Source organism: Marinigracilibium pacificum (genome assembly GCF_012926615.1).
In the GTDB taxonomy this organism is placed as follows: domain Bacteria; phylum Bacteroidota; class Bacteroidia; order Cytophagales; family Cyclobacteriaceae; genus Mangrovivirga; species Mangrovivirga pacifica.
This window is the reverse complement of record NZ_JABBNU010000001.1, coordinates 64,061-80,020: the sequence shown is the minus strand read 5'-3', so window position 1 is coordinate 80,020 and position 15,960 is coordinate 64,061. Positions and strand designations below refer to the sequence as shown.

The window sequence follows — 15,960 nt, the reverse complement described above, 5'->3', positions numbered from 1 at the left end:
ATTAGCAGTAAATTTTTAAACCAGAACACATGCCTGCTATTTCAGATAAAAAAATCTTGATTGTTGATGACGAACCGGATGTGGTTGAATTGTTAGCTTATAATTTTAATAGTGCCGGATACCAGGTAGAGGAAGCTTATAATGGAAAAGATGCTTTGAGTAAGGCCAAAGTTTTTGGTCCCGACCTTATAATTCTTGATATTATGATGCCAGAGATTGATGGGGTTGAAACTTGTAGGCAGTTAAGAAACATGCCTAAGTTTAAGGATACATTCGTGTTTTTTTTAACAGCCAGAAGTGAGGAATATTCAGAAATAGCAGCCTTTGATGTGGGAGGTGATGATTATATCATAAAGCCAATCAAGCCAAGAGCATTGTTAAAAAAAGTCGAAAATTTATTTCGCAGAGATAACAAGGAATCTGATGATAGAACCAAAATAGAAAACAAGGATTTCACAATAGATAAAGCAAGCTACACAGTAAAGTTAGGCGAAGAGTTTATACAGCTAGCTAAAAAGGAATTTGATTTATTATATTTTCTTGCTAGTAACAGTCAGAATATTTTTAGTCGGGAAATATTACTGCATCATGTATGGGGTGCAGATGTTTTTGTCGCTGAAAGAACAGTTGATGTTCACATCAGGAAAATAAGAGAGAAGCTGGGTGACGAAATTATCAAAACTGTAAAAGGTGTTGGTTATAAGTTTAATTATTAACCAGCATTGATAACTGGTTGTTCGAAAGAGTACCTCCCGCTAAGAACAGCCTCATTTTTGTCAATAATATTATTTTGTGCATACCAAATCACCTGATTAACTACTTTATATGAGTTATCCGGGTAATTAATTGCTGCAGGTGTTTTAGAAATAACCCACTTATTTATTTCTGAAATATATTTTCTTCTAAAGGATTTTAGTGTTTTGTGACCAATATCCTTGATTGCTGCAGCATTAAGAGCTTGTTCGTATTGGCCTTTCATTGGAATAGCCAGAATTTTTTTGCCCAGAAAACAAGCTTCAGCAACAGACTCAAACCCAGCACCACATATTATACCTCTACAACTAGCGAGAGACTCGATGAACTTTTCATTATTTATAGGGAAGATTCTTATTGAATTTACTTCATAGGCTTCAGTGGTATGTTTTGAAAACACTTCCCAACTTGCTTTTGTATTTACCCTGTTTAATATTTTGATAATTTTTCTATCCCCGATGGCGGGTAGGTAAACGGTAAAATGATTCTTGCTTGATGGTTTTATTTTCCTGATTTCTTCCCTGATAATTGGAGTTTGAATTGTTTCATTATATTCCTTAAAATGAAATCCGAAAGAAACCTGAGATGGTGCATAGTATTTTAAGATTGCAAGTCCGGTATAGTCTTTATATTTTGGTTTAGGCGATTCGTTAGCAATAACTGCAGCCTGGTGTGACAAGTTGATTACCGGCACACCGCTTAGTTTGCCAGCCCATGCCGAGACAGGCTCAAAGTCATTTATAATATAATCATATTGATTTATGTCAAACTTAAGGATTTCGGAAATAAACTTTCTAATGTTGTTTTTCCTGATCGTTTTTCGCCAGTCGATACCTCCGTTTTTTCCAAAGTAAAATCCGAAACCCTGCATTTGGTATTTTACGGGGTGATTTAATTTTACCTCGCAGTGATTGCCACTAATTAAAACATCGAGATCCAGAAACTGTGCAAATTTGGGAACAAGGTCTCTTGCTCTGGCAATATGTCCGTTGCCAGTTCCTTGAATCGCATATAATACTTTAGGCTTTTTCATGAGGCATGATTATAAAACTGTTGCTGTAGAATGGAAAAGAGCTCTTTGTTGTTCAAGGCAGAGTTAATATCAGCATCGATAGGGATTGCCGGAGCTATTGTATCATCATTATAATGATATAGGGTCCATTCACCTTTTGAATATTCAAGTGCAGAAAGATTTTCTATCCAATCTCCGGAATTGAGATAGTTAATGGTTCCTTTATCTGTTTTGACCTTCTTAATTGCTGGTTGATGTATATGGCCGCATACCACAGTATCATAGCCGTTTTGAGAAGCAAGGTCGCCACAAACCTTTTCAAAATCATTGATAAATTTAACAGCACTTTTAACTGAATTTTTGATTTTTTTACTCATTGAAATTGGCTGCTTACCTAAAAATCTTAGCCAGTTGTTTACTATGTGATTAAGCCAGATTATCAGGTCGTAGCCAACAGCTCCTAGTTTTGCAAGCCATTTTGCCTGCTCCATTACAACATCAAAAATGTCACCATGGAAAAAAAGTGTTTCTGAGCCATTTAGTCTTAGGGAGTATTTATTTACTACCTTAAATCCCGGTACTTCAAAGCCTGCAAATTTTCTAATTGTTTCATCATGGTTGCCGGTTATATAGATCACCTGCTTTCCTTTGGCAACCATTGAAAGGAATTTTTTTAAAACCAGCATGTGGCTTTTAGGCCAGTATTTTTTCTTGAAGTTCCAGATGTCAATAATATCTCCATTGAGAATAATTGTTTCTGGGTCAATACTCTTAAGGTATTTTAGTAATTCATCAGCATGGCAACCAAATGTTCCTAAATGAATGTCGGAAAGGACTAATACCTCTATTTTTCTTTTAAATTCCATAACAATGTGGTTTTAACAAAAGTAATAGCGAGGTATTAGGACATTATTATGCAACTATAATCAGTTTGTTTCTTTTTGGGCTTAAATTGTTTACTTCATGTTAAATCGCATATAAAAAAAGAGGGCCGAAAAATCGGCCCTCCTCGAATTGGTATATTATGAATTGTTATATATACAAGAATAATGTAAAAACGCAGATAAGAAAATAACCGGTTAAAGTTGAGGCCCCTTCATAATCTTTTGCCATTCGTTGTCCAAAGAACAAACTAATAATACTTAAGGTGCTTAATAATGCTCCAATAAAAGCGAAAGTTTCTGACTGTGAGATTATTAACATTATCACACCTACTGCAGAAATTAACCCAGCAACTGTCTCTAAAAGAGTTATTAAAGGAATCATTAAGCCTGTAAGACCTGATATCGGGCTATTTGCAAAATGACTTTTTAACCAGTCTGCGTTGTCTTTATAATTAAAAACTTTGTCAAGGCCTGACTGAAGAAATAATATTGCCAAAAAAATGGATAAGCATATTTTAATTATCAATTCAACTGTCCAGGGTTCTTGTAAAAATGAAATTTGGGTTATCATGGTTGTTTATAGGTTTAAAAAATTGAGTGTTTATTGTCCTCTAAGTTTATCCAGAAGGGTACTCAGTTGATCAGCCTCTTCTGTAGTTAAAACTTTTAAATCCATACGAGACGATTCAACTATTGGCTCAAGTTTTTCAAGTAACTCAAGTCCTTCCTGAGTTATAAAAACTTCAACCATTCTTCTGTTTGATTCACAAACCTTGCGTTCAACAAGCTTTTTATCAATTAGTCTATCTATTAATCGTGTTACGTCTGACATTTTTTCGATCATAACACTGGTAATATATCCGGGATTACAAGGCTCTGGATACTTACCTCTTAAAATTCTTAACACATTATATTGTGTTTGGGTAATGTCATAAGGTTTAAAAAGATCTTTGAGCTTTGATTTAAACCAATTACTTGTGTAGATGATATTAACAAATACTTTTTCGTAATTGTCTTTTAACCCTTTTGTTTTAATAGCCTCCTCTATCTTCATATTACAAATTTTGTCTAAACAAATATAGTCATTGTTAATGATATTCTCAATGCTTGCTTAACAGTAATCAATAAAAATTGTTTAAACAACTCTTTGATACTGAGCAAAAACCAAATGTAAAGTTACTTTTGCCTAATATAAGAATTGTATAAATAGATCATTTGAAACTCATCGTTCTGTAATGCCTGAAGGAACAATTTTCCATTGGGATAATTAGCCTGATCTTTAAATAGTTTGTTTATATCTTTCCATGAAAAAAAGGCAAGTGGTTGGTCAAAACCACCAGGGTTAGACCAATAAGGAATTACCAGGGCCAGTCCTTTTGATTTATATTTCTTATTTTGTCCGAATTTGTCGAACTGTACAGATTGATAATAATCAAATAATACTTCAATTGGCTTTTCTTGATTAATATGGTTTTTATTGGCGTCAGACCAAGTTTGCTTTAATGAATTTAAATCTAGTTCATTATTAAAATCAAAAGAGTCATAAGCTTTTATTTGGCCATTTATTATTGCCTGAACAAGTTCATTAATAAAACCATATTTAACAGTTTCTGCACCTGGTATTCCAGGAATAAGTCTTGATACCTTTTCGTTTTCGAACGGCCCTTTTATTTCAACAGGAGTGAAATCGACTTCCGTTCCGAAAGTAAAGCTTTCAGATAAAGGGTCTGCAGTTGCTTCATCAAACAGGAAAACACCATTTTTTCCTATTTGCATAGGATTCAATAAATCACTGGTTTTAAAATATCGCATAATAAGTGCGATATCGAATGTGCAAATTATTGGAGTAAATTGAATTTGGTATACTTTTGAAACTGAAGCTTTGTAATCTGAAAAATCAAAAAGTGCAATAAGCTGTCCTTCATTATTTAGTAATTCAATGTAATTGATGTTTTCTCCAGCAATAATTCCATCTTCAACAAACGAAAAGTAATACTCATTCTCTTTTAAACCATTAATAGTTGATAATGGTATATCTTCTCTATATCCCTCGCTATTTAGTAAAAATGGTTTTAATGAAGAATTCTCACTGATATAGATTAAATCTTTTAAGAAGTTTGTGTGATGAAGATAGTTTAGTCCAGGATCACTAAAAACCGAACCAGACCACCATGGGCCATGATTATTTTTATACCATAGATAATGATTTCTCTTACTCAAGTACTTTCTGACATCATCAAATTCAAACGATACTAAGTATTGAATGTCATCTCCCGTTTGTAAAGGGTGTAAATAAAAACTTATGTAGTTTAAGATTCTTTTTACGTTTCCGGAGTGAGTAAGAACAGTTTCATCAATACCCATAAGGTATAGGGAATTGTACGGGATTTGGCCTTTACCAGAATCTACTAATTTCCACTTACTATTTTTCTTTGGGTTCTTACCTCTTATGTCTCGGGTAGCCTCGTAAAGCATTTCCTCAAATAGAACAACATCTCCTTTTGAATATCTTTTATTATCAGACCAGGCATCAAATAAATTAGTGTTTATCTCACCATCTTTTTGTGCAGATAGCTCTTTGGCAACTTCTTCCGGAGAAATTTCTGTGATTTTGCTATTGTCTTTATAGTCAATGTAATACGCGTCCAATTCGCCTTTATAACAAGCCTCAATAAGAATTTTTGATAGCTCCATGCCACTCTTGAAAAATGGCTGGTTTGCTGAATCCTTTAGGTTAATATAGGTGATTTGTCTAACGACATCCGGCTCTTCCTGAGCATTACAGAAAATAGAACCAACTATAAAAAAGGATATTACTGATAATAGTCTCATCACACTTATTAAAAATTCACCTCAAAATAACAAAATAATATAATTTTTAGACGGTTGATGTATTATTTAAGCTAAAAAATAATAATTAAATTGCTATTTTCTTTATTCGGGGTAGCTTCATTAATATTTACCTTTATCTTTGCTTCAATAATTTAACCATAAACTTGATTATGCTTTTAAATTTTATTGAGTGGAATCCTAATCCAATATTGATTGATCTTGGAAGTCTGGCTATTCACTATTACTCTTTACTTTTTGCGAGTGGCTTTATTTTAAGCTACATCATTCTAAATAAATATTTTAAGAAGCAAGGTCTTGAGCAGGATTATCTTGACTCTTTAGTTACCTATGTTGTTTTGGGAACCATCATTGGTGCTCGTTTAGGGCATTGTTTGTTTTATGACTGGGAGTATTTTTCTCAGCATCCGATGGAAATTTTTCTACCTTTTAAGTTTGAACCTGAGTTTGAAATTACAGGATTTCGGGGCTTAGCCAGTCATGGAGGTATTTTAGGAGTTTTATTAGCCCTATTATTGTTCTCCAAAAATAAGAAAATAGAAAAATGGTGGTTGTTGGATATGCTTGCGTTAGTTGGTCCGTTGGCTGGGATGTGTATCAGGTTAGGAAACTTGATGAATAGCGAAATAGTTGGAGCACCATCAGATGTGCCATGGGCTTTTATATTCGTACAAGTAGATAATGTACCTCGTCACCCGGGGCAATTATATGAGGCTTTAGCATATCTAGGGATTTTTATAGTATTAAATATTCTTTATCATAAGAAATATAAGGAATTAGGCAGAGGGGTCATTTTTGGTCTTTTCTTTGTATTGTTATTTAGTGCCAGGTTTTTATTAGAATTTACCAAGGCTAATCAGAAATCTTTTGAAGATGATATGCTAATTAACATGGGGCAGCTGCTAAGTATACCTTTCCTAATAGGGGGGCTATATGTTATGTGGAAGCAATGGAATGAGCCTTATGGAATTCCAAAGCTTAGCATGAAGAGAGAAAAGGAAAATAAGAAATAATAAGAAAAGGCCCTGATATCAATCAGGGCCTTTTCTTATTTAAAATAAAATACTGCTGCGACCAGAGCCAGGTAAAGAAATGCGAAGAGCAAATAAACTTTTTGACCTGATCTTTTAAATAGAAAGAATTTCGTTACAATTGATGTTACCAATAACACATATGTTGCTATTAGTAAAGCTGTCAATGATTTATAGTTCATATAAATTATCAATGTGATAAAGAACCCCATTGATGCTACCCGATCTATTACAAATAATTGTTTGTTATCCATTTTATACCTTCTGAGTTTTCCAGTTTCCCTGCCTGAATCTAATAAAAAATAATGTTGCCATCACAACTGAAGTTAATGCAACAGTCAAAAATACACCATATGGGCCAAGTCCGAAAGTTTTGGCCATAAGATATGCAACAGGAATTTGAAAGACCCACTCGCAAATAAAGTTTATTAAGGTCGGAGTCCGTGTATCGCCGGCACCATTAAATGACTGGCTAAGAACCATAGCCAACCCAAATGGAACATATCCCAAACAAATAATTTGTAAACATGGAATTGCTACAGCAAGAACATCAGGTGTGTCATCAAATATACTGATTACCTCTTCAGCAAATATTCCAAAGCTCAATGCCAGAATGCCTAGAAATACCAGGTTTGCTTTTGTAGCCATCCATACTGATTTTTCAGCTCTTTCTGGTTCACCTGCACCTAAATTTTGTCCTACTAAAGTAGCAGCAGCGTTTGAAAGCCCCCATGCTGGTAATATTGCAAATATGATAACACGGATACTTATTGTATAACCTGCAAATGCAGCTTCGCCATACTCCGCTACAATTCTGGCAAGGAATATCCATGCAGCTGAACTAATGAGCATTTGCCCAACTCCACCTGCTGCAATTTTCAACAGCCTTCTTAGAATTGTCAGATCCGGAATGAACATATCACTAGAAAATTTCAAACTATGATGACCTTTGAATAAATGGAACAGCTGAAAGGCTACTCCTAATCCCCTGCCAATTGTAGTAGCGATAGCAGCACCTTTTAGTCCAAGTTCAGGAAAGAATCCCAATCCAAGAATAAGGCACGGGTCAAGAATTATATTTAGCCCGTTTGAAACAAACAGGGAAAACATGGCAATCCTGGGTTTTCCGACTCCTCTGAAAATTCCGTTGATAACAAAAAGGAATACAATGGTGATATTACCCCCGAACATCCAGCTTAAATAAATGCTGCCATATTCAGCCAATGCAGGTTCCGCACCCATTAATGTTAATATTTCGTTGCTGTATGACAAGCCAACGATAGCCAGAGTAACTGAAAGGAGTAAAGCGATTATCAGACTTTGGGCCGCTCCTTTAGCTGCTCCTGTATGATCTCCTTCTCCTGTTCTTCTTGACACCATCGCAGTAGCAGCCATACTTACGCCAAATGCAAGTGAATATACCAGGGTCATTACAGACTCTGTAAGTCCAACTGAAGCAACAGCAGCGGTGCCAACTTTACTTACAAAGTATATGTCAACTACAGCGAAGAGCGATTCGAAGACCATTTCTATGATCATAGGAACCGACAAGATTATTAGCGCAGTTTTAATGCTACCCTTTGTAAAAGAATGATCTTCACCACCAAGTGACTGACCAATTAAATAAAATATATGTTTAGATCGTTTGATTAACCGACTCATGCCATTTAATAATTAAAAGTGAAAGAATGTGAAATAGACTTTCTTCAGAGAATAATTGTGATTTGCTTCTCTGATTATTTCACCGATCCGGCGACTGGGATATATGGCATGAATAGAATCATGATTGAAATGGAAATTTCTTAAAATTAATCAATTTGACTGAAGGGTTACTTATTTGTCATGATTTATTTTATAGGATAAATGATCTTTTTAAGCGAGGTATAAATAAACAAAAGCTTTCTGAATTCCAGAAAGCTTTTGTCTCATCAATTTGAAATAAATTATTCAAATTTTAAATACATACCATATGATCTTGGGCCGTTTGCTAATACTTCTTTTTCTCCAGAGCCATCTAAATTTCCTCTGCAAATTTGTTGATTATTTGTTTCTGACCAATAGATTTTACCCATTGCATAATCAACATAAACGCCATCAGTTCTATTTAATCCATCACTAGTGTTAAATAGTTCCTTTATATCTCCTGAACCATCTATATTTGCTTCCATTATAACGCTAAGAGACTCATCAGTCCAATAGATTTTACCTCTTAGGAAATCTGTATAAATATCTGAAGGCCAGTAAATTTTGTCAGTATTATTTGTGTCGTATATAACTGTTGGTGTTCCTGTTCCATCTAACTCTCCAACCTTAATAGAGCCTATAAAATCACTGAAATAGATTTTTGAGTTTATTGAATCAACCTGAATACCATATGAATACCACAAAACTTCTTGTTCACCAAATAGTGGGTAAGGTACTTCTGTTCCCATAGTATTCCCAACCATAATTGCACCATTGCCTTTATTTGTCCAATATAATTTATTAGTTGAATAGTCTATAGTAATTGAACTTGGAGTAGATACTCCGTCTTCAGAATCATAAAGTACTTCAAAAGAAGATCCATCTTCTTTTGCTTTTATAATTCTATTAGAGACTTCTTCAGCAAAATATAAATATCCATTTTTGTCATGTGTAAGCCCATTAGGATAGTCATTTATGTTTTGGTTATCGTACAAAACGGATATTGAATTATTTGCTAAAAGATTAATAAAGCTGACCTCATTGTCATTCCAAAATGTATAATAAAGTGCAGTAGCGGGAGTATAAATATGAAAATACCCGGTATTAATTTCTGTGTTACCTTGTTTTACAATAAGGTCTCCCGCAGTTGCGTTTTCTGGAACTTTAATTTGGATTCCTTCACTAGTTACTCCTACAATTTCAACTGGAATCCCATTGATTTCAATTTCAGTTTCATTTGTAAAATTTGAACCTGTAATAGTTATCATCTCTCCCCTATTCGCATAGTCTGACTCAATATCAGTAATAATTGGATTTGGAGTTTCTTGATCCTTACATGCCATGAAGCCAAGTACTATGGCTAATAAAAAAATATACTTTTGCATTGCTCTATTTGTTTAAAAAAATAAAGCCAAAAGTATTATAATTATTGAGTGATGATTTTTCTTTTAGATAAATATATTAATCCAATCGATAAATCGGATACTCCATAAATGCTTCTTCTGAATAGTCTGAATTTTCATAGATAAACATCAATTGCCCATAGGCATTTCCCTCCAGTTCCGAATTTTCTTTTATTGCATGATCAAGTTTATTTTTTAATGCTGAATCTTTTTTAATCAGATCTGCAGCCACATCCTCAAATACATAGGGCGAGAAATGCTCCTTTCTCTGTAGCCTGGTATCGAAAAAGTTCCAGGCAAAAAATGAATCCGGTCCTTCTGGTTCAAGTGTTTCAATGATATATCTCTTTGAAGGTTGGTTTACATCAATAAGGTAATCTCCTTTTCTCAAGTTAACTTCCTTGGTCAGTTTACTGGTTTTAATGTTGTAATGTAAATAATGACCTTCGTATGGTCTGTTTACCGTTTCAAAAGAATTGATAACATAGTACGAAACTAGTAAGGTGGTGTCGCTTTTAACTTTTTGCAATTTAACATGGTTGTTTTTTAAACGTGATGTTACCTCATGCCATTGTTGCTGTACAATGTAATACCTTGGAGCATTGATTACATTGACTGGCTTATAAGAATCATAAAATTTAACGTCTTTAACGAATGGTTTATTATGATTATAATAAAGCCTGTCACCTCCTGAAACTTTACTTTCTATTGTTTCCCCTTCATAACCTTTAAATTTTAAAGTCTGAAATCTGGATGTATCAACTTCCCAGCTTAACGAAAATCGGGTTTGATCCATTAAGTTTTTCCTGTCTTCTGCCTGAGCTTTGGCAATTGCATCACCATGTGTTTCCAGGGCTTTAATACATTTATTTAGCCACAGATAGGTTGCATTTACCCTGTCAGAAAAAGGCTTCAACATATGGGTTTCACTTTGGAAGGCAATAGTTTGAAATAAAGCAGCATATCCGGAAGAATATCTTGGTCCTTCTAAAAACTGTTGCCAGCCGGAGTCAGGAGTTCTTCCAAACACATTAACATATGGAACTGCCGGATATTTTGATTTTTCCATTTCACCAAACAAGAACGGCATAAGGATTTCTTCCTGAACCTTAGCTGTTGCTCCCCCAAGCTTATCTTTTTGAGGGTAAACCATAGTTATTACATATTGGTAATCTGCTCCATTCGAAACATGGGTATCTACAAAAAGATGTGGTTTAACTTTCAGGAATGCATTGTGAAAAGCAAATGCATTACGGGTATCTGATTTTATAAAATCTCTGTTAAGATCGAAGTTCCTAGCATTACCTCTAAAGCCATATTCTTCAGGCCCATTTTGATTTGCCCTGGTAAAACTATTTCTATTTAGAACTCCAGCTATATTGTAAAAAGGTATGATTGCAAGTACCATGTTTTTGTCAACTTTAACCTTTCCTGTGGCTATATCACGTAAGAGCATCATTGAAGCTTCCACACCATCAGGCTCTCCGGGATGAATAGCATTGTTGATCATCAATATCTTTTTTCCACTTTGATGTAACTTCTCATAATCAAATACTTCGTTTGATGAGAAGGTTACCAAATGTAGAGGTTTGCCTGAGTCTGTAAGCCCCACACTATCAATATTGATAGTGTTGTATTTTGCTGCCAGACTTCTATAAAAGGCTATTCCTTCTTCGTAAGTGGCAGTATTTTTCCCCTTTGATTGCTCAAAAATTGTAGAAAATTGTGCGTTTGAAACAAAAGGTATATTCAATAAAAAAATGATCAAAACTGACAATAAGTCATTTGATTTTCTTAAAAACGACATTTTGGCTTGATTATTTGTCATAACAAATGAAAAAATATATTGGAATAAACTTTGCTTTAAATATCTCGAATTATTTGAAGAAAGTTGAGAATGATATGAAGATTTATAAAAAAATACCTAATGATTTATTATTGACGACAGACTTCATGAATACAATTAATGGAGGAAGTGTAAAACCTAATGTTATTTTTAAACGAATCGAGGGGATGTATGAATTGAAAGTAGATGTTCCGGGTATTGCTCCTGAAGATCTGCAAGTTGATGTGATTAACGATAAACTGACTGTTAGCTCATTAACTAAAACATTTAATATGGATGTGATGATTCCAAAGGTACAAGCCATGATAAATATTCCAAGAGATGTTGATTTTCAAAAGATTGAAGCATTTTCTGGAGGCGATCAATTGATTGTGTATTTTCCATTTAATCATGATGGTCCCGGATTTCATAAAAGAATTGATGTTAAGCAATATCCTGGTAATCAGTGGTTATTCTAGAAATTCACCAATGTAGAATGGTGAGTTAGATGATATTTTGGCCAGTCCTTCAGCGATAACATTGAATGTCTGGCCATCTATTTGGATATTTTCGAAGTTAAAGTCTTGATTTTTTGTTGTACTCCTGATTTTCAATTTTTGGAACTTTGGAAACCACTTTTCAAATGAGTTCCTCACATAGCTATATTTAATCTTGCTATCAATAATTCCAATAGAGTGATCTAAGCTAATATCAAGGGTTATGTTTTCTATTGTATCAAAAATTTCAACCAGATCACAATTCTTCTTTTTTATCCATTTTTCTAAAAGTTGAATATCATTAGAATCTTCTGATGAATCAATTATATGAACATTAGGCTCTTGATACACTAATTTTTGACTAATTATAGCATCGACTTTTAATTGATGGATTTTTGTAAACTCATAGGTTTCGTCATTGACTATCAGATATGGGCTCCATTCTAACAAGTTAAATAGTGCTTCTAAATATATAGAATTAGTATTTCTGAGATATACTGCCGGTTCCTGACCTTCCCTGATTACATGATGAGATGACATGGTGTAAAACTAAAGATTTAATCCTGAATTTTGTCTTTGTTAATATTCCATTCTTTAATTTCCTTCCAGGTATATCTTATTTTCGGAGTTATATGTTTATAGGCATCCTCATAAAAAGAAATCACTGTATTAATGAAAGTGTCATTATCGATACTACTTTTATGAATCGGTCTGTTAAACGGATGGTCAAAGCACTCTGCTTTTGATAAGCTTTCATTACTTAGTCTTAATATTGGTCCTGTATCTGTAATTTTATCACCTGTCCAGCATCCTTTGTTTTTTTCAAGACTATTTAAAGTATCAATCAATGAAGTCATGTCAACTCTAGGAAAGGAAATTCTATTAGTGTCTACCCAGGTGGTATATTTATATTCAAGTTCATACCTGTTCTCTGGATAAATAGTAAGAACCATGTCAGAATTCTCAGAACCTTTAAAAAGTGAGTAATAATGTGACGGTTTTGCAGCGGTTACAATTTTAAGTCTGATATGGTCAACATCGATTATAGAAGTTATATTTTTATTTCCTTCGATTACCTTTTGGAATTCGTCAATCCACAAATGCTCGAAATTATCATGGTTGAACAAGTAGTCATTAAACTTTGAGTTAAAGAATTGATATTTTTCAACGCATGCTTTGCTTTCCTTTTCGATTTGATCTTGGGCTTCAAAGGGAGCATAAAATAATTTTTTTTCAAGAGTATTTATTAGACATACAAGTTTTAAGGCTGTTAAATTGTCAGAATTTGATAAATCAGGTAACTCTCGAAAATCACCAATTAATGCTGCTTGTCTGAATATTTCCTCATGCTGAAGTCCTAATTCCGGATTTAATAGAGACCACACTCCAAGAAATCCATCAATATCAAAATGATTATTTGTAACATAATCAAACTCTAAATGGAGACCTGATTTTATTGCATTCAGTGTAATTGCAGTTGAGGTATCATCATGAAGTTTTGGTGGTGAGCCTGCCTCTTTCCAATGACTTAATGGTAATGCCTTGCGGTGAGTACAATCGACCGCAAGGCATTTTTCAGGTTTTGGTATATCGTGAAAAGGAACAAATTTCATTTTAAAATCTTGCTGTCATTCCAGCCAGGAAATTTCTTCCTGCCTGAGGATAATAATATGGAATATCACCCCACATATATCCATTATTGATGTATTCCTGATCAAATATATTGTTGACCAATAAGTCAAAGGAAATCGACTTAATTCCTTTTTTCACATCTAGATTATAACCAACTTTTAAATCGTTGACTAAATAGTCATCTAATTTGCTTGCATCTCTTTGAGTATTATCCAGGTATTGAGAACCCACATATTTATTCATAAGATTAAAAGACAAGTTCTTTGCAGGGGAATAATTAAATGTTAAAGCAGCAATAGTATTTGGAGAAAATGCAATCTGAGTATCTTCATAAGTCTCTAGTCCATTAGTTCCGACTGTATTAAATTCTTCAATTCGATTTCTACTGAGGCTAAGATTTCCTTCAAGATTAAATTTGGGACTAAATTTATAAATTCCACTTATTTCTATTCCTGTTCTATAGCTTTCTCCGGCATTTTGACGAATATATCCTCCAACATCGTTAACTGCCCCGGTTAAAACTAACTGGTTAACATAATACATGAAGTAACCATTAATTTCAGCTGCAAACTTGTATCCTTGAGTTTTTAACCCGAGTTCAAAATCATTTAATTTTTCGGGTTGTGGTTCTTCTTCTGCTGGTGCATCTACAAAATCACTTCTTACAGGCTCTCTTCGACCCATAGCATAGCTTGCGTATAGACTTAGTTCAGAAGATACTGCATAGTTAAATCCAAGCTTAGGATTTAAAAAGTTGAAGTTATAAGCTAACGATCTATTTTCTTGTGACCCATCAAATATTCCTTCCAACTTGTAGTCGATCATTCTTAATTGCAAATCTCCAAACACAGAAAACCGATCTCCAAAGTCATAGAGACCTTTTATATAGAAATTGTAGTCATCTTTTACAGAGGTATTTCTATACCATTCATAATCTTGTTCTGTTTGAGAAGTAAATCTAGCCCAGACTATTTCTCCAAAATGATCTCCATCATACCTGTTTATGGCACCGCCAAAAGTTAATTGGAAAGGAGCGTTCGGGTTAAATTCAGCTGAAAAGGTCGCTCCGTAAAAATCATTATCAAGCCATTTTCTTCTTATTAGATCAGTTTCGGTAATTATAGTATCCTGAAACACAATCGGATCAAGATAATAGTCGCTAAAAGGTTGAGATCCGTGATATTCTTCATAATACCCTTCTCCTTTTGTATAATGCAGTGCAGTATTTATTTTCCAGTTCGGGTGACCACTGAAAGTATATAATAACTGATAATGATCCTGTCCGTAATTGTCAACCTGATTGTCATAATATCCTTCTTCGCCTAGCTGATTATAGTAGTAACCCGCCCAGTTGTGAGTTCTTCCAAATGTATTGATATCTTCGGCACTGACTCCATACCATGCCTGGTAAGTTCTTTCCCTTCCAGATAGTAGGATAAATTTTAACAGATGATCTTTTGAGGTGTAAGCTGCAGCAATATTTAAAGATTTCAGGTCGCTTCTTGCTCTATCAACATATCCATCACTTGTAATTTTAGATAATCTACCTTCAACTATAAAATGGTCATTTAATAAACCTGACCCAAACATTAAAGTTGTTTTATAAGTGTTGAAAGATCCTCCGGAAAAGGATGCTTCAGCATAAGCAGATTCTTTAAGATTATTGGTTTCGATATTAACCGACGCACCAAAAGCACCGGATCCATTTGTAGATGTTCCCACTCCCCTCTGTATTTGAATACTTTCAACAGAAGAGGCCAGATCTGGCATATTTACCCAAAAAGTTCCATGACTTTCAGAATCATTAATAGGAATTCCATTGATAGTAACATTAATCCTGGTTGCGTCACTTCCCCTTATTCTGATTCCGGTATATCCTACACCGGCACCGGCGTCCGAAGTTGATACTGAAGATGGAGTTAGGTTAAGCAAGAAAGGCAAGTCTTGTCCAAGGTTAAGCTCATTAAGTTCCTTTTTACTAATATTTTGAAAGGTTGTTGGTGTTTTTGCACCAGCCCTCAAAGCAGAAACAGTTACCTCCTGGTTTTGTATAATTTGTTCTGTCAGAATCGCATTAATTGAAGACTCTTCAGGAATAGATATTTCTTTGTTGAATCTTTCAAAACTAATGTGACTAATTCTTAAAGTAAATGTTCCTTTCGGAATATTATTGAACTCAAAATATCCTTTTTCATCAGTAACAGTTTGTGCTTTTTCTCCTAGCAAAACATAAGCACCAATGACAGCCTGGCCATTTGTGTCAGTAATATTTCCTGAAAAGGAATGCTGAGCGAATAGCAGATTTGATAGAAATAAAAGTAAGCTTAATAAAGTTAAGCGTAACATAATTTAAGGTTTTTAAGGTATAACATCAGCAAGACAGGGGTAGC

15 protein-coding genes are annotated in these 15,960 nt (G+C 34.1%); 3 read left to right on the top strand and 12 right to left on the bottom strand.

The features are described from left to right. Positions 1-29 precede the first annotated feature (29 nt). On the top strand, positions 30-716 hold the full coding sequence (locus HH304_RS00395) for a response regulator transcription factor (RefSeq protein WP_271711449.1): 687 nt from the start codon (positions 30-32) through the stop codon (positions 714-716). Here HH304_RS00395 and HH304_RS00390 read toward each other — a convergent pair. The 5 genes from HH304_RS00390 to HH304_RS00370 all read right to left on the bottom strand — a co-directional run bounded on the left by HH304_RS00390 (position 713) and on the right by HH304_RS00370 (position 5,481). Beyond that, positions 713-1,786, bottom strand: coding sequence for a glycosyltransferase family protein (locus HH304_RS00390; RefSeq protein ID WP_169677466.1), 1,074 nt, complete (start codon positions 1,784-1,786; stop codon positions 713-715). The genes HH304_RS00395 and HH304_RS00390 overlap by 4 nt on opposite strands. Continuing rightward, the gene (locus HH304_RS00385) at positions 1,783-2,631 is read right to left on the bottom strand and encodes a UDP-2,3-diacylglucosamine diphosphatase (RefSeq protein ID WP_169677465.1); all 849 of its coding nucleotides are present in this window, start codon (positions 2,629-2,631) and stop codon (positions 1,783-1,785) included. The genes HH304_RS00390 and HH304_RS00385 overlap by 4 nt, the downstream gene beginning before the upstream one ends. 166 nt (positions 2,632-2,797) lie before the next feature. Further along, a complete protein-coding gene (locus HH304_RS00380; protein ID WP_169677464.1) occupies positions 2,798-3,220 on the bottom strand; it encodes a DoxX family membrane protein in 423 nt (140 codons plus the stop codon). Between the two features lie 30 nt (positions 3,221-3,250). After that, complete coding sequence (locus HH304_RS00375) at positions 3,251-3,703, bottom strand: MarR family winged helix-turn-helix transcriptional regulator (protein WP_169677463.1); 453 nt, start codon at positions 3,701-3,703, stop codon at positions 3,251-3,253. Between the two features lie 122 nt (positions 3,704-3,825). Then, positions 3,826-5,481, bottom strand: a complete 1,656-nt coding sequence (locus tag HH304_RS00370) for a hypothetical protein (protein WP_169677462.1) — start codon at positions 5,479-5,481, stop codon at positions 3,826-3,828. A 170-nt stretch (positions 5,482-5,651) separates the two neighbouring features. Between HH304_RS00370 and lgt the strand changes: the two genes are divergently transcribed. Beyond that, positions 5,652-6,512: a prolipoprotein diacylglyceryl transferase gene (gene lgt / locus HH304_RS00365; protein WP_271711448.1), complete on the top strand. Its 861-nt coding sequence runs from the start codon at positions 5,652-5,654 to the stop codon at positions 6,510-6,512. Between the two features lie 35 nt (positions 6,513-6,547). Here the strand turns inward: lgt and HH304_RS00360 are convergent, their stop codons facing one another. The 4 genes from HH304_RS00360 to HH304_RS00345 form a co-directional block, all read right to left on the bottom strand. Continuing rightward, entirely contained in the window at positions 6,548-6,784 is a 237-nt protein-coding gene (locus HH304_RS00360; protein ID WP_169677460.1) for a hypothetical protein, read from the bottom strand. Between the two features lies 1 nt (position 6,785). Then, the gene (locus tag HH304_RS00355) at positions 6,786-8,192 is read right to left on the bottom strand and encodes an MATE family efflux transporter (protein ID WP_169677459.1); all 1,407 of its coding nucleotides are present in this window, start codon (positions 8,190-8,192) and stop codon (positions 6,786-6,788) included. Between the two features lie 281 nt (positions 8,193-8,473). Further along, positions 8,474-9,598, bottom strand: coding sequence for an IPT/TIG domain-containing protein (locus HH304_RS00350; protein WP_169677458.1), 1,125 nt, complete (start codon positions 9,596-9,598; stop codon positions 8,474-8,476). A 76-nt stretch (positions 9,599-9,674) separates the two neighbouring features. Beyond that, positions 9,675-11,423 carry a M14 family zinc carboxypeptidase gene (locus HH304_RS00345; protein WP_169677457.1) on the bottom strand — a complete coding sequence of 583 codons (1,749 nt, stop codon included), beginning with the start codon at positions 11,421-11,423 and terminating at the stop codon, positions 9,675-9,677. A 26-nt stretch (positions 11,424-11,449) separates the two neighbouring features. Between HH304_RS00345 and HH304_RS00340 the strand changes: the two genes are divergently transcribed. Continuing rightward, positions 11,450-11,920 carry an Hsp20/alpha crystallin family protein gene (locus tag HH304_RS00340; RefSeq protein WP_169677456.1) on the top strand — a complete coding sequence of 157 codons (471 nt, stop codon included), beginning with the start codon at positions 11,450-11,452 and terminating at the stop codon, positions 11,918-11,920. Here HH304_RS00340 and HH304_RS00335 read toward each other — a convergent pair. The 3 genes from HH304_RS00335 to HH304_RS00325 are packed head-to-tail and all read right to left on the bottom strand — an operon-like array spanning position 11,912 to position 15,916. Then, complete coding sequence (locus HH304_RS00335) at positions 11,912-12,478, bottom strand: hypothetical protein (RefSeq protein ID WP_169677455.1); 567 nt, start codon at positions 12,476-12,478, stop codon at positions 11,912-11,914. The genes HH304_RS00340 and HH304_RS00335 overlap by 9 nt on opposite strands. 17 nt (positions 12,479-12,495) lie before the next feature. Further along, positions 12,496-13,551 (bottom strand): DUF6687 family protein, encoded by a 1,056-nt coding sequence (locus tag HH304_RS00330; protein ID WP_169677454.1) that lies wholly within the window; start codon positions 13,549-13,551, stop codon positions 12,496-12,498. Between the two features lies 1 nt (position 13,552). Beyond that, complete coding sequence (locus tag HH304_RS00325) at positions 13,553-15,916, bottom strand: TonB-dependent receptor (RefSeq protein WP_169677453.1); 2,364 nt, start codon at positions 15,914-15,916, stop codon at positions 13,553-13,555. Positions 15,917-15,960 lie beyond the last annotated feature (44 nt).